At 36.3% G+C, this 19228-nt stretch carries 15 protein-coding genes; 5 read left to right on the top strand and 10 right to left on the bottom strand.

The window, feature by feature from the left end; all coding sequences use genetic code 11:
• The first annotated feature begins 167 nt into the window (after nt 1–167).
• Both AC3RVG_RS02755 and AC3RVG_RS02750 read left to right on the top strand, forming a co-directional pair.
• Nucleotides 168–1685 carry a toll/interleukin-1 receptor domain-containing protein gene (locus AC3RVG_RS02755; RefSeq protein ID WP_489689901.1) on the top strand — a complete coding sequence of 506 codons (1518 nt, stop codon included), beginning with the start codon at nt 168–170 and terminating at the stop codon, nt 1683–1685.
• Nucleotides 1682–3913: an nSTAND1 domain-containing NTPase gene (locus tag AC3RVG_RS02750; RefSeq protein ID WP_489689900.1), complete on the top strand. Its 2232-nt coding sequence runs from the start codon at nt 1682–1684 to the stop codon at nt 3911–3913. The genes AC3RVG_RS02755 and AC3RVG_RS02750 overlap by 4 nt, the downstream gene beginning before the upstream one ends.
• A 5-nt stretch (nt 3914–3918) precedes the next feature.
• On the opposite strand, the gene AC3RVG_RS02745 is transcribed toward AC3RVG_RS02750, so the two are convergent.
• The 5 genes from AC3RVG_RS02745 to AC3RVG_RS02725 all read right to left on the bottom strand — a co-directional run bounded on the left by AC3RVG_RS02745 (nt 3919) and on the right by AC3RVG_RS02725 (nt 10495).
• Nucleotides 3919–5265 (bottom strand): DEAD/DEAH box helicase, encoded by a 1347-nt coding sequence (locus AC3RVG_RS02745; protein WP_489689899.1) that lies wholly within the window; start codon nt 5263–5265, stop codon nt 3919–3921.
• Between the two features lie 210 nt (nt 5266–5475).
• Nucleotides 5476–6717, bottom strand: a complete 1242-nt coding sequence (locus tag AC3RVG_RS02740; protein ID WP_489689898.1) for a peptidoglycan-binding domain-containing protein — start codon at nt 6715–6717, stop codon at nt 5476–5478.
• Between the two features lie 276 nt (nt 6718–6993).
• Complete coding sequence (locus AC3RVG_RS02735) at nt 6994–8547, bottom strand: DEAD/DEAH box helicase (RefSeq protein ID WP_489689897.1); 1554 nt, start codon at nt 8545–8547, stop codon at nt 6994–6996.
• Between the two features lie 87 nt (nt 8548–8634).
• Nucleotides 8635–8862: a VF530 family protein gene (locus AC3RVG_RS02730; RefSeq protein WP_489689896.1), complete on the bottom strand. Its 228-nt coding sequence runs from the start codon at nt 8860–8862 to the stop codon at nt 8635–8637.
• Nucleotides 8863–8923: 61 nt separating this feature from the next.
• A complete protein-coding gene (locus AC3RVG_RS02725) occupies nt 8924–10495 on the bottom strand; it encodes an SDR family NAD(P)-dependent oxidoreductase (RefSeq protein ID WP_489690127.1) in 1572 nt (523 codons plus the stop codon).
• Nucleotides 10496–10661: 166 nt separating this feature from the next.
• Here AC3RVG_RS02725 and AC3RVG_RS02720 point away from each other — a divergent pair, with 166 nt between their 5' ends.
• Nucleotides 10662–12071 (top strand): T9SS type A sorting domain-containing protein, encoded by a 1410-nt coding sequence (locus AC3RVG_RS02720; protein ID WP_489689895.1) that lies wholly within the window; start codon nt 10662–10664, stop codon nt 12069–12071.
• A gap of 35 nt (nt 12072–12106) precedes the next feature.
• Here the strand turns inward: AC3RVG_RS02720 and AC3RVG_RS02715 are convergent, their stop codons facing one another.
• Nucleotides 12107–13777 (bottom strand): sialidase family protein, encoded by a 1671-nt coding sequence (locus AC3RVG_RS02715; protein ID WP_489689894.1) that lies wholly within the window; start codon nt 13775–13777, stop codon nt 12107–12109.
• 254 nt (nt 13778–14031) lie between these two features.
• On the opposite strand from AC3RVG_RS02715, the gene AC3RVG_RS02710 reads away from it, so the two are divergent.
• Complete coding sequence (locus AC3RVG_RS02710; RefSeq protein ID WP_489689893.1) at nt 14032–14265, top strand: YtxH domain-containing protein; 234 nt, start codon at nt 14032–14034, stop codon at nt 14263–14265.
• Between the two features lie 92 nt (nt 14266–14357).
• Here the strand turns inward: AC3RVG_RS02710 and AC3RVG_RS02705 are convergent, their stop codons facing one another.
• From AC3RVG_RS02705 to msrA, 3 genes are all read right to left on the bottom strand, one after another.
• Nucleotides 14358–14804, bottom strand: coding sequence for a cold-shock protein (locus AC3RVG_RS02705; protein ID WP_489689892.1), 447 nt, complete (start codon nt 14802–14804; stop codon nt 14358–14360).
• A 211-nt stretch (nt 14805–15015) separates the two neighbouring features.
• Nucleotides 15016–15549, bottom strand: a complete 534-nt coding sequence (gene msrB / locus AC3RVG_RS02700) for a peptide-methionine (R)-S-oxide reductase MsrB (RefSeq protein ID WP_489689891.1) — start codon at nt 15547–15549, stop codon at nt 15016–15018.
• 92 nt (nt 15550–15641) lie between these two features.
• Complete coding sequence (msrA, locus tag AC3RVG_RS02695) at nt 15642–16181, bottom strand: peptide-methionine (S)-S-oxide reductase MsrA (protein ID WP_489689890.1); 540 nt, start codon at nt 16179–16181, stop codon at nt 15642–15644.
• 137 nt (nt 16182–16318) lie between these two features.
• On the opposite strand from msrA, the gene AC3RVG_RS02690 reads away from it, so the two are divergent.
• Nucleotides 16319–16930, top strand: coding sequence for a hypothetical protein (locus AC3RVG_RS02690; RefSeq protein ID WP_489689889.1), 612 nt, complete (start codon nt 16319–16321; stop codon nt 16928–16930).
• Nucleotides 16931–16937: 7 nt separating this feature from the next.
• Here AC3RVG_RS02690 and tamL read toward each other — a convergent pair whose 3' ends face one another.
• Entirely contained in the window at nt 16938–19208 is a 2271-nt protein-coding gene (tamL, locus tag AC3RVG_RS02685) for a translocation and assembly module lipoprotein TamL (protein WP_489689888.1), read from the bottom strand.
• Nucleotides 19209–19228 lie beyond the last annotated feature (20 nt).

The raw sequence follows: 19228 nt of genomic DNA, 5'->3' as shown, positions 1-19228 counted from the left end.
TAAACTTAATTGGAAAATCTTTTCTCATTTAACTGCTATTCAGAGCTATGACAGTTGTTTTGTTGAAGATTAGGCAGATAAATACTTAACAATTTGTATTTTAGTGAAAATATTATTCAATCCTCACTACTCTTTAGCCCTATCTATTATTATTAAAAGGATAAACTATGGCTTTAATTCCCGGATATGAATACGACATTTTCATTAGTTATGTGCACGCAGATAATGAATCGGAAACTTTTGAAGAAGACGGATGGATAGATCAGTTTTATAAGTATCTAGACACCAAACTTAACAAACACTCCAAAAACATAAAGATTTGGTGGGACTCCAATAATCTGGACCGCAGTGAAGTTTTTGATAATTCAATTGCTGAAGCTATCGATAAATCGGCAATAATGATTTGCCTCTACTCACGGCTATATCCACAATCTGCATACTGTATAAAGGAGTTAGAACATTTCCACGAAAAAGTTTCAAAAGAAAAAATAGGTTTAACCGTAGGTAACCGCTCTCGGATTATCCCGGTTTTTATGTCTAACATTCCGCATACCGAGTGGTTAGAAAAACTGAGCGGCACTAGCGGTTTTCCGTTTCACGACGATGATGATTACGGCGATCCGTTAAAAAATACCAGCCCAGAATTTAGCACCCAAATGATTCAACTTCGGAATGCTTTGGTTCGCATTTTTGACGATTTTTCAAAAGAAACAGCACAAACAGAAGCCCCAAAACCACCCGCTGTGGAGGAAGCAAAGGAAACTGGTTTTACCATTTTTATGGCTGAAGTAAATGATTCACTAATTGACCGCCGCGACGGCATAATTGCTGAATTAAAAGAAAAGGGTTATAATATAATCGTTGGAAATTCTTCAAGTACAGATTCCGAAACACACACTACTTCAACTAAAGAGGCAATTGAAAAATCGCAATTTTCGGTACACATTTTAGGAAGTTTTCCCGGTAGAAAAATTCCTGGTGAAACTGAGGCTCGTTTCATTCAACGACAAACAGAAATAGCTTTAGAAACAGAAGCTCCGCAATTAGTTTGGGTTTCACGCGAAACAGATTTCAATAAAACTGAAAATAAAGATTACCAACAGTTTTTAAAAGGTTTGGAGGATGCAACACTCTCTTCAAAAAAGTATGAATTTGTACGCGGCAACGAAGGTGAATTAGCCAAGCTAATTGACGACTATGCTACACAATTGCAGGAATTACAATCGCAAAAAGCTTCGGAACAAAAAAGTGAAAAAGGCGCTCCCATTAAAATACTGTTAGACACACACACAGACGATTTTAAGCAAGCTTTTAATTTGAAGAAAATCCTTAATGATTACAATGTAGATTTAATTTTCAATCCCGAAGACGGCGATCCGCAAGAAAATATTAAATCACTTTACGCAAATATTGGGGAAGCTAAAAAATTCATATTCCTATACGGAAACGAAACCCATAAAGATTGGGTAGATATTAGGGTGAAAAACACATTGAAAAAACTAATGGATTACGACCGCTATGGGCAGGATATTTTCATCTATGTTACGCCTCCAGAAAAGGACATGGAATCTATAAAAGTAGCGCAAAACCCAATGGTTAAATTAGTAGATCACAGTCATAATGCTCCAATAGATCAATCGGTTTTGGAAGCTTTTTTAAACGACCTAAAAGCTGAAAATCTATGAGCAATAACTCCTTTAATCCATACGTAGGACTTAGGCCTTTTACAGATGATGAAAACCTACTCTTTTTTGGTCGCGACGAACAAACCTTAGAATTATTACAAAGATTACACTCCAATCGTTTTGTTGCCGTAGTAGGAAGTTCGGGTAGCGGTAAATCTTCATTGATTAGGGCTGGATTAGTTCCCGCTTTAAAAGGTGGTTTTCTTGTTGAAAATAGCAGCCAATGGTTGGTCGCTATTATGAAACCGGGCCAAAACCCAATGTATAATTTAGCGGAAACCATTATACATCAAATCGACCCAAAAATAGAAACCGAAGAAATTCAGGCGCTAGTTAAACGAATTAAAAAAGAAGGTGTTTCAGCGATATTAGATATAATAGAACCACTTCGGAAAACTAAAAATGCAAACTTCTTTTTGCTAGTAGATCAATTTGAAGAACTCTTCCGCTTCTCAATGAAACAAACAGATGCTTCGTATAAAACGGAAGCAATCGATTTTGTAAATATTATTTTAAAACTTTCAGAACAAACAAGTATTCCGTTTTATGTGGTATTGACGATGCGCTCCGATTTTATTGGAGATTGTTCGCAGTTTTTTGGACTTCCGGAAGCTTTAAACAAAAGTCAGTATCTAGTGCCTCGTCTTAATAGATTAGAGTTGAAAAAAGTGATTGAAGGCCCCGCAAAACTGTACGGTGGGAAGTTTAATACTGCGCTTACATCCCGATTAATAAACGATTTAGGAAAGGTAAAAGACGAACTTCCTTTGGTACAACACGCATTAATGCGAATGTGGGATTATGAAACCAATACCGATAAAAGTGGCGAATTAGATTTGGAAGATTACAACCAAATTGGTGGAATTGAAAACGCCCTCTCAAAACATGCCGATGAAGCTTTAAAAGAATTAAAGGCAGACGAAATGCCTTTAGCCAAAGCACTTTTTCAAGCTTTAACCACTATTGATGAAAATGGTAGAAAAATACGAAGACCAGCAAAGTTGAGCGACTTAAAAAAGTTGACCAATTCCAGCGATGAAAAATTAATGGGTGTAATAAACAACTTCATTAAAAATAACCGTTCATTTTTAATTGTGGGCAAAATTGGCGACTCTGGCGATAAACTTATAGATATTTCTCACGAAAGTTTAATTCGGCATTGGAAATCATTAAATAGTTGGGTGGACGAGGAGAGTGAAGCTGCAATTCAATACATAAGACTTTGCGACGCTTATTTGGCGAACAAAGAAGATAGAAAAGATTTACTTTCAGGACGAGAATTTGAAATTGCCCAAGAGTGGTACGAAAAGTTTAAACCTAATAAACTTTGGGCCTCTCGCTACAACGATAATTTTGATGATGGGATGAAATACCTTTCAGACAGCGCTAAAATTTACAATATAAAAGCACGAAATTCTCGAAGAATTAAACGTATTAAAAAGGGACTTATTTATACTGCCATAACAGTTCTTTGTCTTGGTGTTTTCTATTATTTTACCCGCCCAGTTACAGATCAAAAAGCTTGGGATGTAGCAATTTCTGAAAATACAATTGAAAGTTATGAGGCTTATATAGACTCTTATGGTAAAGGTGAACACGCTCCAATCGCCCAAGATTCTATTGCATCTCTAAAATTTAAAAGAGACTTAAATGCATCATGGTTAGAGGCTAATGCGCTAAACGCAGTTAAGGGCTACGACAATTATTTAAACCTCGCTGCAACTACGAGAGATTCAGATGGTAAAATAACTGGCTTTTCAAAAATGGCTAAAAATGTAGAACTTGCCCAGAAAAGAATTGATTCCCTTAGAAATACAGTTACTACAACCCTATTAGACGATGATGCGTGGAATGAAGCAGAAAGTGAAAACAGCGTTAGCGCCTATTTAAATTATATTAGGAATGAAAAGCTGATTGGTGAGTACGACATGCTAGCAATGGTAAAATTAAATGAAGTAGGTAAAACTGGTTATTTATACTCAGGAAAAGTTGAAGGCGACCAAATCTACGACCCAGTTTTCGATTTAATTTACAGAAACGGCGGAGAGTTTAAAGAAGATAGTATGCTACGTGTAAACGACATTGTTCGTGCTTTGCAAAATAGAAGAATTTATAGCAATCCTACGGTTACAGCTGCTTCCGGCGATCTAATTAAGCAAGACAATATTTATATGGTAAAAAGTATTAATCTACAGGGAAACGCTGTATTTGTTGAAATTATTTATTAATCTATCTACCGTTTATTTTTGCCCTTATTGTAGTTTTTATCGCCTCGCGTTTTTGGTTTTTTGTATTTCTGCTTAATGATGCGTTTGTAAGAACCGCCTTGATTTTCCTTTCTGTTCTTTTCTTTCTTTTCATGAAAAGCGGGGCCGGCCTCTTCTACACTATTTGGATTATTAATTTCTATTACTTGCGGTTGCTCCTCGTAGGTAAGTTGGTCAGAAATTTCAACCTCTTTCGGAAAATCGAGTTCTTCAATTTTAAAATCCATCAAATCTTCGATGGCAGTTTTTGCGTCTGCTTCCTTTTCAGTGTAAAGCAAAATAGCGGTTCCCTCCTGTTCAGCCCTTCCGGTTCTCCCGATTCGGTGCATATAGTTTTCAGGGAAGTTTGGCGTATCAAAATTAATAACGTGACTAATTCTGTCTAAATCTAATCCACGCGCCATAACATCTGTAGTTACAAGGATGCGCGTTTTTTCGGTATTGAAGTTTTCAATAGAACGAATTCGGTAATTCTGTGTTTTATTTGAATGGATTACAGCTACTTCACTTCCGAAGAATTCATCCAAAATTTCAAATAGTAAATCAGCGCTCTTTTTATTCGGAACAAAAACAAGTACTTTTTTGAAATCGCTTTCATTCTGAAGAAGATGTTTCAGAAGATTTGCTTTGGTATAAAAATTCTGTACTTTATATGCAAATTGCGAAATGTTTTCCAATGGAGTACCGCTTACTGCAACAGATACAGTGGTTGGTGCAACAAAAAAATCGTGGATAAATACATTTACATCATCCGTCATTGTTGCAGAAAACATAATGTTTTGGCGCTTAACTGGAAGCAATTCCAAGATATTTGTAAGTTGAAAACGAAACCCAAGATCGAGCATAACATCAACTTCGTCAATCACTACTTTTTTAATAGATTTTAACTGAATTGCTCTACTAATAATCAAATCGTATAAACGTCCCGGAGTTGCAACTAATATATCTACTCCCTGCGCAACCGCTTCTTTTTGATTGTTAATGTTTGTTCCACCATATATTCCAACAACGCGTACAGACGAATATTTTCCGAACTTTTCTATTTCTTCAACTACTTGCAATACTAGTTCGCGGGTTGGCACTAAAACCATTACACGTGGATGCACCTGTTTAGAAAACTTCAAATCTTGAAGAATGGGAAGCATATACGCAAAAGTTTTCCCTGTTCCTGTTTGGGCAATCCCAACCATATCAGCCCCCGACATAATAACCGAAAAAGACTGCGCCTGTATGGGTGTTGGCTTTTCAAATCCTAAATCTGCAATAGCATATTGCATTTGTTTGGAAATGTTAAGCTCGTTGAATAATTCCATGTAAATTTTATTTTTTGCAAAAGTAGCGTTTCAAGGACTAATAATACACATTTATATATTTATTGATGCTGAAAGACGCTAACCGATGAGAAGTTTTGAGAATTTATATCGATTATGTAACTATTCTTAATAGAAATATGTTGCGAATCGAATTTGAAGTAATGTCTTATATTTTTATTAAAGTCACAGCGTTTTAATGAATTAAACTAATTATGTAGCACTCGGATTCATTCTTTTTAAGTTTTGGATCGCATAATCTTTACCAAAATTAGCGTCAAGATTTAGTGACTCTTCACGACCTAACGTATACAAGATATGGTTCGCTCCTGGTTTTGAATAACACACAATTAAATCAGCCAAAACATTGTATGCGGCTTTTGTTTTCTTCGAAACACCATTTAACTCACTGTAAGCCGAAGACGCAAATTTTGAGCAGTCTACCAATTCATTTTTATTATTTATGTAATTTTTACCCACGATTACTTGGCAACCTGCAGACCAATTAGAATGTCCCATTCCAGACCAATGGATATTTATACTGTTATTTACCTCTAAGCTTTGGTTTCCTTCTACTTTTAGATCATTTGGTGTGAGAGCATCATCCTTATCGAGATCTCTGAGAATTACTACTCCTGCCGAACTATGAGGTTTTAAGGCGCGATAAATTTTATTTTCTACGGAAATTTTATGCCATCCAAATCTGTATTTATGTTGTCCCTCCACAAGAAATGGCGCATTTCGACTAGTGCCTACCATATTTTTACTCGGGTCTGTTGAGCCCCAAAATTTAAAAACCATTCCGTTAACTAACAACACAAACAAGTCATCATTAGCTCGTTTATTAGCTTCAGACTGGTTTTGTTTACGGCGTATTCCTATTAAATGAATTTCATCTGTGCTAAAATTCCAGTCGCCGGCTTTAATAGTGGAATGTGTTTTTTGTAATGAGTTTACAAACTTCATAATTGGTCCTGGATTCGCTTTGTAATGCGCTTTGGCTTCGTTAAGAAGTTTAATCCAATTTTTGTATTCTTTTGATGCTTTCGCCGAAGAAGATTTACCCCATTCCGCTACTTTTCCTTGCTTTTTCCAACGATCTACATGTTGCATCGTTACTTTTCCCACAAGTCCGTCAGGCACCATAGTTGGGTCACCATCGGGATCCATTGTACGAACATATTCCTGAAATAATCTAGTAGCCGCCTGAGTAACATAATCAAAAACACCGTCAATAACCCCTCTGGGCATAAAGCCAGCCTTGAACAAAAATTGTTGAAGCTTTGCTACTTCATTAGAATCTTCTTGTCTAAAAGAGCGCCAAGTGGTTCTATCGTCGTCACGAAATGAAACAGCAGTAGCCGTAAGTCCATCTTTGTGGTATGGTTTTAAAAAAATTTTACGATCTGCAGGAATTTTACCTAAATCACAACTTCCGAGAAAAATAGTGCTCATTATAGTAGTTTTTAATTAATATTAGAATAAATCCAAACTTGAAAGAAGTCAGGCATTTAAAAACTATTGAGTCTATATTGATTTTGGGGCTAAAAAATGAGGAGATAAAACAGCTTATTAAAAAATTAATGCGCTACACCTTGTAGCTCAATCTTTTGTAAAAGTGCTTTCAATCTTAAATATAAGAAATTACAATGAGAAAATAACTGAGATTGAAGATTAAGATTCAGAAGCGCCCCTATCTCCAACTAAAAATCGTATAATTATTTTGAATGATTATTCTTCGGGTGGAAAACCGTTTATTTCTTCAAACACGGTATCAAAATTATCGCGAAGGTAACTTCTAAGTTTTAGGCGATAATCGTCATTCAACCAGCTAATAAAGTTATGTGTACTCTTGCTTATGCACTGTGAGTATTTCTCAATGCGATGATTAATATCATCATTAAGCATTTTTGCCAATCCTAATGCGTCATAAATATCTTCACTATTTTCAATACATATATAAGCGTGATGTGCAATAGAACGCTCCAGGACTACTTTGGACGATTCACCTTTAAAAGTTGCTTCGGTATAGGTTTTTTTAATATCGAAATAAACCTCTTTACTTTTCGCGAATTCTGCTCTAAGTTCTTCAGGCATTTCATACCTAAAGTGGCTCTCCAACTCATCATCGTTCATTAAACGATCCATATAATAATCTGGAGATCGGAAAATTGCTTGCCAATCTAAGGGGGCTTCCCAAGGACCAAAACGCTGATAGTTGTTCCCCAAATCAATCATACTAAATTTTGACTTATTGTTCAAAATTCGTGAACCTCGACCTATCATTTGGAAATAAAGCGTAAGCGAACGTGTTGCTCTATTCAGAATAATTGTATCAATGGTAGGCTCATCAAATCCAGTAGTCAAGATACTTACCGAAGTTAAAATAGCATCTGGAGTTTCTTTAAACCATCTTAAAATCTGTTTACGTTCTTTTTTGGACGCAGTATTATCCAAATGCATAACGTTTAAACCTTCTGCTTTTAAATGATAATAAACCTGTATAGAAGTGTTTATCCCATTATTGAAAATCAATACTTTTTTGCCTTTGGAATGCGCATTATACGCTTGAAACAATTGATCTAACATTCCCACTCCAGAGTACAAATCGTCTGAAGATTTTACGGTATAATCGCCATTAGAACCTATTTCTAAGGAAGTAAGCCCCATATTATATTGAAAAACCTCAACTTCCGCCAAAAATTCATTTTCAATTAAAGACTCAATACTCTCGCCTACAATAAGTTCCTGATAATTGTCCTTCATCGGAAGGCTTCTATTGGAACTCAAAGGCGTAGCAGTAACACCAAGAATAAAGGATTTTTCGAAGAATTTAAAAAGCTTTGTAAATGAATTATAGTGGGCTTCATCTATAATTACCAAACCAATGTCTGAAATATCGAGCTTATTATCATTCAAACGATTGTTAAGCGTTTCAACCATTGCAACAAAACAACTGTATTTGGCCTGATCTGAAAGATTTGCGGTGCTGTTAACCACTTTATTTACTACACCAAAACTAGACAACATTTCTGAGGTTTGCTTGCAAAGCTCAACACGGTGAGTCATTACCAAAACCTTTTTGTTGTGGTGCTTTAAATACTGACGAACTATTTCAGAAAATATAACCGTTTTCCCTCCACCAGTGGGAAGTTGGTAAAGTAAATGGTAATCATCTGGCGCTGTTTCAAATTTGTCAAAAATCCTATCAATAGCACCTTTTTGGTAGCTATACAGCTCTTTATCAGTCTTTTTCTCTTGAACAGCGTCTTGAATATCAGTCATATAATCATCATTTTGCAGGTTTGCAAAAATACACCCTTTTGTAGGTTTTTGGGGAATAATTAAGATTTTTATTAAGAAAGAATTTATTTATGTTTTCGAAAAGTTCGTTTTTAGGTAAAGTTGCTCCACTTTTTCACGAGCCCACGGTGTCTTTCGAAGGAAGGTTAAACTCGATTTAATGGAAGGATTGCTATTGAAAGAGTTTATTTTTATTTTTTCGCCTAAAACGTCCCACCCGTAATACTCCACGAGTTGTTCCATTATCTCAGCTAGTTTTATTCCGTGTAAAGGGTTGTTGGGTTGTTCGTTATTCATAATAATTATTTAATAGTGTTCAAATAAGTCGTGACTCAAAACGTCTTGGTTCTATAGGAAACTACCAATCAATGGGTCTATAATCCTTCAAAAACTTCCCGCTCCAGTGTTTGCCAGTGTTAATCCCGTCAATTAATGGATCCATTACTCGGGCAGCGCCGTCTACAATATCGAGCGGTGGTTGAAAATCGTGCAGCTCCATTTTGCGCTTTGCAAGTTCTGCAGGGTCTTCATCTGTTACCCAACCCGTATCTACAGCGTTTATAAATATTCCTTCTTTTGCAAGACTTCCTGCGGCAGTATGTGTTAGCATATTAAGCGCGGCTTTCGCCATATTTGTATGTGGATGACGATCTTCCTTAAAAAATCTGTGGAACTTTCCTTCCATTGCCGACACATTTATAATGTGTTTTTTACCCGTGTTTTCCTTCTTCATTATTTCGCCCAAACGATTGCAAAGCACAAAAGGTGCAATTGAGTTTACTAGCTGAACTTCAATCATTTCGGTAGTCTCAATTTCACCAAGCCTTAAGCGCCAACTGTTTGTTTTTCTGAGGTCTACTTGTTGTAAATCTGCATCCAATTTTCCTTCGGGAAACACTTCTTTTGCACTTAAAGAATTGTCGAAACTGTACGGAATCTGCGATAGTTTAGCTGAAGCACGAATGCCTATTCCAGGTTCCGAACCGTGCCAAGTAACCGGCAAATTCTTGTTTGGGTTTTTACCAATATCGTCTGTAAGGGTTTTTAATTCTTGCAAACAATGCATGTGATCGTGCAGCAAATCTTTCACAAATTGCGGATGATCCTCTAAAGGCATTTCCTCCTTCGCCATTAAATGCTGATAAAAACCTGCTGGCCTTCGAACGGTTTGCGCTGCATTATTAATAAGAATATCGAGGTTTTCGTATTTCTGCTCAATATAATTACAGAAAATTTCTACACTCGGAATATGCCTTAAATCCAAACCATGAATCTTCAAACGCTTACTCCATTGATTGAAATCTTCCTCCTGCGCAAAACGATATGCTGAATCTGCTGGAAACCTTGTTGTGGCAACAACAGTAGCTCCCGCCCGAAGCAACATTAATGAAATATGGTACCCAATTTTTAAGCGCGAACCCGTCATAACTGCAACCTGCCCAGTTAAATCGGCAGATTGAAAACGTTTCGCATAATTGAAATCTCCACATTCCGTGCACATCGTATCGTAAAAGTGATGGAGTTTAGTGTAAAGAGTTTTGCAAACGTAGCAGTTGCGCGGCGACTCAAGTTCTATATCTTTTTTAAGTGATAAATCTGTTGCCTGCAATAATTTTGGCGCTACAAATACAATGTTTTCGCGAGCGCTTCTAATACCTGTTTCTTTTCGAGCGGTTCTATCTTTATTGGCTTGCTTACGTTTTTGTGCTTTTTGGGCATCTTTTTTTCTGCGCGAAAATTCTTCGCGATTGGGACGAGAAAATTGCCCCGAAGCTTTTATTAGAGCGGTGCGTTGTCCTTTTGGGATTTCAAAAATTTGATCGGTATTGTTATTTAAGTGCTCAAGGATAGCGATACACTTTGCTATTTCTTCCGCATTAATCTCCTGTTGTGACTCATTACCGCCATCGGATTCGTTCAAATTCTTCATTTCTTCCTTTATAGAAGTTTCCATTTCAGGAACCTGCTTTGACATAATTTAATTTTCGGCAAATATAGTCACAGTTTGAACGTGCAAAAAAATTATTACAAACCATTGTTATGGGCCAATTCAATCAATAAAACAATAAAAATGTATATTTATTAAAATTTAACCAATGAAAAAAACACTAACCTCACAAAAGCCTCAGCCATACAGCGGTAGGCTTTTATTATTTTTAATTCTTTTATTAATTACAAATACTACCATTGCCCAATGTTGGACGAAAATAGAAAAAGGAGCTTGGCATGCACTCGCCATTCAAGATGATGGAAAATTGTTTAGTTGGGGTCTTAATCAAAAAGGTCAATTGGGAATTGGTAACCTTACCGATTTGCTAGCACCCATTCAAGTAGGAATTGACAGCGATTGGCAGTTTGCAGAAGGGGGGCTTTATCACACAGTTGCTCTTAAAAACGATAATACACTTTGGGCGTGGGGTTCAAATGTTCAGGGCCAATTAGGAGACGGAACAAACATAGATACTACTGTGCCAATCAAAATAAATACTGATACAGACTGGCAAGCTGTAGGTGTAGGGAATTTTTTTACGGTTGCATTAAAAAATGATGGAACCTTGTGGAGTTGGGGATTAAACGATCACGGACAATTGGGCGACAATACCACAAATGATAGAAATGCGCCCGAACAAATAGGATTGGATAATGATTGGGAAAACTTTTCAGTTGGTTTATTCCATGTACTCGCAATAAAAACAGACGGCACCCTTTGGGGCTGGGGTTTAAACAACTACGGTCAGTTTGGAGATGGCACAAATACTAATAGATTATTGCCAACACATATAGCACCAGGAACAGATTGGAAATTAGTTAGCGCCAGCTTTGACCATACCATTGCACTAAAAGACGATGGCTCATTATGGGCTTGGGGACACAATGACAAGTCGCAATTGGGAAATGGAACTTCCAGCAACACCCTTGTATTATGGCCTATTAGGATTGGTTTCGATACAGATTGGAAAGATATTAAAACATATTACCACCACAATTTGGCCCAAAAAAATGATAACATTTTGTGGACGTGGGGATATAATAATTTTGGACAATTAGGGAATGGAACCTTAGACAATATTTTAGAACCTACTCTTTTTGATACCAGTACTAACTGGGAAACCACAGCATTGGGTGCTTACAATACATTTGTAATAAACGATGATAATATTTTGTCTTCTTTTGGTAGAAATCGATTTGGAGAACTGGGTGACGGAACTACAATAGACCGATTGGAACCTGTTCAAATTGATTGTGTACTTTTGAGTACCGATGACTTTGGCACATCACAATTTCAAGTTTATCCGAACCCCGCAAATAATAGCATTCAAATTATTTCTTCTCAAAAAGGGACTATTGAAAAGATCAGTATTGTGGACCTTACGGGAAAGATCATTATTAAAAACCAAGAAGTTGTAAATGGACAATTTAATACTGAGTTTTTAGATGCGGGTATATATATTTTACAAATAGAAATGGCCGGGAAAATCTATAGTTTAAAACTGATAAAAAACTAATAAAAATGAAATTTTGGATTCTAAAGTTTAAGGCGTTAATTCAATAAAATTTTCAGATTCGCTCTTTTCGTTTCAGATTTTAAAGTGATGAAATATAATCCTGACGTTAGTTTTGCGCCGCTTGCATTCGCTCCTTTCCAAATAATATTTTGTTTTCCAGAAACTACTTCATCTAGAAGGGTATTGAGTTTTCTTCCCCGAATATCGAATACTTCAATTTTCACTTTTTCTTGATTATCGAGTGTAAATTGAAGCGTTGTTTCATCAGAAAAAGGATTTGGGAAAGAAATTAATTCAAAATTAGTGGCGGTTAAATCTTCAACATTTAAAAGTCCGTTTGGCGAAATACGCGAGTAATAAATATCTTGCCCACCATTAAGTGTACTGGCCCAGGCAAGATGAGCGTAATCATCATCGCTCACCATATCGAAATAATCTCCCATTTTATTTTGTTGTGGATAGCCAATTGACGGATCGAAAGGATCAGAAATTGGCGTGTTATCAGACCAAATTTCTCCTTCGTCTTCGGAAAAGCTATAGTAAAGCACAGAATCAATACCATTAGATGCATCACGAGTATCTAGCCAAATTACATCAATACGACCGTTTGGCGCTACAGACATAGTTCCAAACCATTGGTGAGCGGTTGTTCCGGGGTCCGTGTTTATTCTAACAGGAGGATGAAATATATCTCCGCCATTAGTGCTTTTTGCAAACATTACATCTCCCGGGTCATTATTTGAAAAACGCCCCACCGATGCGGCTACGTAAACATTACCATGCCCAGGACCGTTGGAAACGACTACATCTACCCACACCTGCCCCATCAAGCCTACGGGATTTACTGGCTCGTAAAAATTGAGATCTCCATCTAAATTAACAGGCACTATTCTTTCCCAAGTAGTATTACTCAATGGATCTTTTGCAGTGGTAGATTTTATAAGTACAATCCCAAAATTTGAAGTTCCTGCTATATATAGCGTGCCTTCCGCATCAACCGCCAAAGTTCCCCACACTGGATTGCCGTCAATAAATATGCAATCTTCAAAAGTGTTGCTTCCATCTGTTGACCGCGTAAATGCGCCGGTGCAATTGGAGAAATTGGAACTCCAAAAAGAATAATTGTTTCCTTTACCAATACCGTCTGTTTTATCTAAACGCATCCACTGTTTGTCGCCTCCTTTTGCGGCTACAGGAACTCCCCAATCATTACCTCCATCGGTAATTTTGTAAACGTCGCAATTAAAGCCTCCCTTCAAGCTATTATAATAAAAGTTTCCGTCAGCATCAAAATCTAAAACGGGATCTGATCGAAAAATTCCAGGATCGAGAACACCAGGAAAAGTCCATGTTAATCCTCCATCCAGCGAATATCCATTACCCGCTTGCCGAAAGTTGCTATCCACAGTATCAAATTGCCGCCAACCTATAACTATTCTATTTGGATTTGTAGGGTCTATTGCAATGGAAGGTTCATTGCCTGCATCGCCTACTATATTATTTCCGTTTACATCCACATTTACTTGTCTAGTAAAATAGTTTGGAGTGGAAACTTTATAGGCAGCACTCCGTTCCATTGAAGATTTCGATACTGGAACATAAGGGTGATCGATCGTTTCGTGATAACTATTTTTAAATTTTTCTCGTGAAGTATCTTGTGCGAATAATGAAGAACTAGTTAATAATAAAAGTAAAAAAAAATACATTGAAATAAGTCTAGTCTTAAAGCGGAGATTATTCATAATAAAAAAATTGAAGGAGTGTTTCTAAAATTACAACAATTTGATTAGAAATGATATACACCCAATTATTAATGTTTTACTTTAATTTTTCAATGAAGAAATTGTAAACCTTTTATTAAATTGAGTTGTAGAATATTAAACTTATATTAAAGTCATTTCAGAATTATGATTGAGACTTCTAAAGCCGTACCTTCACTTAAACAAAAAAAACAAACAACATGAACAATAAAGGAAAAGGATTACTTGCGCTTATTGGAGTAGCAGCTGGGGCATTAGCATTTTGGAAATACAAAAATTTGACCCCTGAAGAAAAGCAAAGACTTAAAGACAAAGCCAACGAAACTGGTAGTAAAATAAAAGAAAAGGCTGGAGAAGTACAAGATACTATTTCAGAAAAGTACGACCAACTTAAAAACTCTGCCAAAAGAGAGGCTGACGAACTTAGAAAATAAGCTATAGATATGACAAGCTAGGCTTTACCTATTTTAATAAGAAAAATCCCGCTAATAGCGGGATTTTTTATTGCTCTAAAAAGCAATAATAATTATACCTTTTTTACCTTCACGGCATTCATTCCGCGTTGTCCTTTTTCAAGTTCAAAAGTTACGTTGTCATTTTCAGCAATTTCATCAATAATGCCGCTTACGTGCGTAAAATATTTTTCGTTATTTTCATTATCGATAATAAAACCAAAGCCTTTGGAAGAATCATAAAATGAAACCTTCCCTTCTCTTACTGGGTTAAAAGCTTCGCGATCGCCTTCTTCTTTCGGTGGAATACCTAATATAATATCTTCAGCTTCTATCTCTACTTTCATAGATGGATCTGGTGGAGTATCTACTAAATTTCCGTTGTAGTCAACATAAACGAATTCAACTCCAGGAGTCTTATCCGCTCTGCGAGCGTCTTTTTTCTTTTGCTTGTCTTCCCGCTTTTTCAGCTTCGCTTTTTCTTTTTCCTTTTTACTATACGTCTGTTGCGATTTTGCCATTTTAATTTTTAAATTTTTAGTACAAAAAAAGCCATCCACGGACTGCAGATGACTTTTTAATTAGTTATATGTGAATAGTTTTTTTATTGGTTTACCTAGCTGGATTTTAAAATATTGCTCATCTGAGGGCTACAAAGATACGGTTTTTTCACAATTTAATATCATAAAAATGGTTAAAGGTTTCAGAATCAAAATTAGCTAGTTTTTTAAACTACTCCTGCTTTATAAACTTGAGAGCTGCAGAATTCATACAATAACGCAAATTTGTTGGCTCTGGGCCATCGTTAAAGACGTGACCCAAATGCAGACCAGTTGATTTCTCTACTATTTCATCTCTAGACATTCCCAAGCTGTTGTCTTTTGCCCACAGCACCGCATCTTCATTTATAGGTTTTGAGAAAGATGGCCACCCAGTTCCGGAATCAAACTTATCTTCACTTCTGAATAACGGTTCGCCCGTGGCAGCACTTACATAAATGCCCTTTTCGTGATTATCGTAGTATTCATTATTAAATGGTGCTTCGGTACCTTTTTTCACCATTATTTGATACTGTTGATTTGTAAGTTCATTTTTCCATTCAGCGTCCGGCTTCGCTTTAGGAAATGTATTATCCATGGCCAAAGCCTTAGAATTGTTGGTTGACTTTGCGTCATCTTTCTTTACGTTATTCTGGCAAGATACCTGAGAAAGGCCAAGCAGTAATCCAAAAGATAGAATGATAGTTTTTGATAAATTGCTTTTCATAACATTTATATTTTAGTGTACTTATAAAATATACGCAAATGAAGTCTGACTGGTTTTAAAATAAGCAACTACTGAAAATTATATCCGCATTGTTATTTCAACTTATCGGCGTGCATTTGTCGCAGCCTTGCAAGTTTTGGCGTAATAACAGCTGTACAATAACCTTGCGACTTGTTATTGGTATAATAATCTTGGTGCTGATCTTCTGCTGGAAAAAACTTTTCCAATGGGCTTAATTCAGTTACAATTGGGTTTTCGTAGTAAGGTTTCATTTCTTTTAAAATAGTTTCAGCAAATTCTTTCTGCTTTTCGTCGTGATAAAAAATTACAGAACGATACTGTGTTCCCTTATCTGCACCTTGACTATTTAAAGTTGTTGGATCGTGACTGGTCATAAATATGATGAGTAAATCTGCAAAAGAAACTATTGTTGGATTAAAAGTAACCTGAATTACCTCTGCGTGACCCGTAAGGCCACTGCAAACTTCGCGATAAGTGGGTGTTCCCGGGACTGTTCCGCCGGAGTAACCAGAGACTACTTTCTCAACTCCTTTTATTTGATCGAAAACTGCTTCGGTGCACCAAAAACAGCCACCTCCTACAGTTATTTGTTGTAAATTATTTTCTTTCATTTCGCTTTTTTTTCAAAGATACTTACTGCCTTTTAGGAAGGTTACAAAGTCTTGTTAAAGCTACGAATGGTTCTTAACAATTATTTTTTGTTTATACACTGAAATTTATATCTTTAAAAAACCTTAAAAAGTTCTTCATGAATAAATATTTACTATTCGCATTACTCTTTTCAATAAGCGTTACTCCAGTATTTTCTCAAGACCAACAAATAGAAATTGTTGAAGAAGAAAAACCGAGCCGTCTATTTCTTTATGGTTTAAATAAAACCGAGCAAGATCTGGACGTTACAATTACGGTAGAAGGAACAAATTTTAGGCAAAGTAAAAGTGCCCCAAGACCTGTCCGAATTCCCGCGGCTTCAAAAGTATTGCTTACTAATTTGATGGTAGATAGAGGTAAAAAAGCAAATTACACTTACAAATTAGAAGTAAGCGATAGTCTTTCCCGACGTGCCATGCGAAGGGATTTTGAAGCTATAAAAATTGAGCCAAAGAAGAAAGTAATAATTTACATTTCTGAAAATTGTGTAGATTGTGATTCGCTAGTTTCCGACCTTGATAAAAGCAAATATTTATATACTGCCTTGCGCTTTTCAGAAAAACCTGAGCTAAAAGACCAACTGGCGCCCGCGTTTGCTAACTCTACAGTTAAAATAGATTCAATAACTACACCAATTATAAGCCTAGACGGAACCTTGCACGTAAAAATTGAAGATTACGATCAGCTGTTGGAAGAATTAAATAAGTAGAAATACTTTAAAACGGATAACCAATTCCGAAGTTAAAAACGGTTTCTTGCACGTTAAAATTGAAGCGTTTTCCTTCAGCAAGTGATGGATCGTGAAATGGCGCGGCAAAATCAAAACGAAGCACGAAGCCCTGAACGTCAACACGTAGGCCAATACCCGCCCCCATTCCTAATTCATTTATAAAATTTGAAGTGAATTTATCCTCCCCATTATAATTTGGATTCGCTTTCGAGTTCCAAATATTTCCCGCATCTGCAAAAACAGCGCCTTTGAAGAATGAAAATAGTGGAAATCTGTATTCAATATTTGCCTCCAAACGAATGTTTCCTGTCTGATCAAAATAATTGCTGTCAGGGTTTTCTTCGTCATTATAAGTTCCCGGCCCTAACGATCTAATTCTGAAAGCCCGCACACTGTATGGCCCACCAGAATAGTACTGTTTTACATAGGGAACAACTTCTGAATTACCATAAGCATATCCGTAGCCACCAAAGAGCCTGGTTGCAATTAGCTGTCCTTGCCCTAATTTAAAATGATATCTAAAATCTATATCGGCCTTGGCAAATTGTGCATACTCCAACCCTAAAAACTCATTGGTTCCCGTCCCATTATCTTTTCCGAAGAGACTAATGCTATTTCCGGCAATATCCAATGTGGCATTTAGAAAAAACTGGTTCTTTTTTGAAGCATCGACCATTTCATTATATGTAAATGAATAGTTTAAGCCAGAAATAAATTGCTGATCAAAACTGCGCTTTAAGAAAGGATTTTCTTCTAAAATTGCGTCAAATTCGGGAGTTGTATTTGAAGGATTAGTATAATTTATTGAAATAGGAATAATTTCGTGAGTAACAAATTTATTGGCTTGCCAAATGTATCCAAACTGCGCCGTGCCCGAAAGCAAGGTATAAAGTTGAGACCTGCTTAAATAATCAATACCAAGGCTTGTTTTAGTTTTTGGAATGGAATATTTGAAAAAATCTGTATTAATTTTTATAGGAAAAATTACCCGAGGGAAAATCAGTTCAGATTTCAAGCCGAGATTAATACTGGTATTTCCGCTGTTACTGCCGCTGCCAATCTGCACTTCGTATCCTAAACTAGCTGTGGTATTTAATGTTTCACCTCCGTTAAAAAGATTGCGATTGCTGTACGTTAGCGCCAAACCTGGGCCAGCAAAATTATTAGACTTTGTTACAGCCTGCAATTCAGCTCGCAAAGCGCGTTTGTTCAAGGGAGAAAGAAAAATATTAGCCTCCAAAATTCCCAAACTATCTGTTTGAAAAGAATCTGTTTCCTTATACTGAATATTCACAAATTTATACGCCCCTATAGTAGAAAGTCGTCTTGCTGTATTCCGTGAATCTTCAGGACTATATAACGTTCCCTCTTCTAATGTAATAAAGGGATCCAGATGTTTTGGTTTGAAGATAGCTGCGCTATTAATGTAGTTTTTATCATTAAAACGGGTTACTTCAATAACTGTAGAATCTCGACCATCATAATTTCCATAGATGTTAATTTTTGAAATTTTATAAGGAATAATGGCCTTTTCGGGCACATCTTTCTTTAACCGAAGAAAAAGATCGAAGCGTTTTTTATTGTATTGATTGGTATCTGCCTCAAAAAGTAGGAAGCTAGAATTGAAATTGTAATATCCTTTCTGTTTTAAATCACGATCTATTCTATCGCGCTCCAATTTCATATTTGAAAGATCGAAACGCATTCCTTTTTTAAGCTTCGTTTCAGCAACACTTTTCTTTATTTCAGAATATATAGGTTGCGGTAATGTATCTAGCTGGTAGCTGGCAATGGTATAGGGTGTGGGCGCTTTAACTGTATATTTTGCTGAAGCTTCCTTTTCTTTTTCTTCAAATTCTGAACTTACTTCTGTGTAGAAAAACCCTCTGTTTTCCATTCTATTAAGCAATATTTCTTCAACCTCATACGGTTTTACATCGCTTTGATAAACTGGCTCCTCGCCTATTTTTTTATAGAGAAACCGATTTATAAATCCTGGTTTTTCCTGTTGCATTTTATAATAAAAATGAAGCCCTGCGCGCATTCCTAGAAATTTCTTGTTTGGTTTTGGGCGTAATGCTTCTTCCAATACCGTTTCTAAATTTCCTTTGTTATCAACCACAGAATCTGACTTTATTTCAACGGTGGCACCTGTATAAAGCCGCTCATCTTCTGGAATAAATTTCTTTACTGCGCAAGATTGCAGCACGAGTAGTATCGTGATAAAAGCAGTTATTATTTTATATCTAATGTTCAAATTTTAATATTTAAGGTCAA

It is taken from the genome of Aequorivita sp. IT1282 (genome assembly GCF_058068205.1).
This window is presented reverse-complemented; position numbering and strand designations above follow the sequence as displayed.

What these genes read in the sequence shown, in the direction of transcription:
- AC3RVG_RS02750 (WP_489689900.1), top strand. Translation starts at nt 1,682, where the DNA reads ATGAGCAATAACTCCTTTAATCCATACGTAGGACTTAGGCCTTTTACA.
- AC3RVG_RS02690 (WP_489689889.1), top strand. Translation starts at nt 16,319, where the DNA reads ATGAATAAATATTTACTATTCGCATTACTCTTTTCAATAAGCGTTACT.
- AC3RVG_RS02720 (WP_489689895.1), top strand. Translation starts at nt 10,662, where the DNA reads ATGAAAAAAACACTAACCTCACAAAAGCCTCAGCCATACAGCGGTAGG.
- msrB (WP_489689891.1), bottom strand. Translation starts at nt 15,549, where the DNA reads ATGAAAAGCAATTTATCAAAAACTATCATTCTATCTTTTGGATTACTG.
- AC3RVG_RS02745 (WP_489689899.1), bottom strand. Translation starts at nt 5,265, where the DNA reads ATGGAATTATTCAACGAGCTTAACATTTCCAAACAAATGCAATATGCT.
- msrA (WP_489689890.1), bottom strand. Translation starts at nt 16,181, where the DNA reads ATGAAAGAAAATAATTTACAACAAATAACTGTAGGAGGTGGCTGTTTT.
- AC3RVG_RS02710 (WP_489689893.1), top strand. Translation starts at nt 14,032, where the DNA reads ATGAACAATAAAGGAAAAGGATTACTTGCGCTTATTGGAGTAGCAGCT.
- AC3RVG_RS02755 (WP_489689901.1), top strand. Translation starts at nt 168, where the DNA reads ATGGCTTTAATTCCCGGATATGAATACGACATTTTCATTAGTTATGTG.
- AC3RVG_RS02705 (WP_489689892.1), bottom strand. Translation starts at nt 14,804, where the DNA reads ATGGCAAAATCGCAACAGACGTATAGTAAAAAGGAAAAAGAAAAAGCG.
- AC3RVG_RS02735 (WP_489689897.1), bottom strand. Translation starts at nt 8,547, where the DNA reads ATGACTGATATTCAAGACGCTGTTCAAGAGAAAAAGACTGATAAAGAG.
- AC3RVG_RS02730 (WP_489689896.1), bottom strand. Translation starts at nt 8,862, where the DNA reads ATGAATAACGAACAACCCAACAACCCTTTACACGGAATAAAACTAGCT.
- AC3RVG_RS02725 (WP_489690127.1), bottom strand. Translation starts at nt 10,495, where the DNA reads ATGAAGAATTTGAACGAATCCGATGGCGGTAATGAGTCACAACAGGAG.
- AC3RVG_RS02715 (WP_489689894.1), bottom strand. Translation starts at nt 13,777, where the DNA reads ATGTATTTTTTTTTACTTTTATTATTAACTAGTTCTTCATTATTCGCA.
- AC3RVG_RS02740 (WP_489689898.1), bottom strand. Translation starts at nt 6,717, where the DNA reads ATGAGCACTATTTTTCTCGGAAGTTGTGATTTAGGTAAAATTCCTGCA.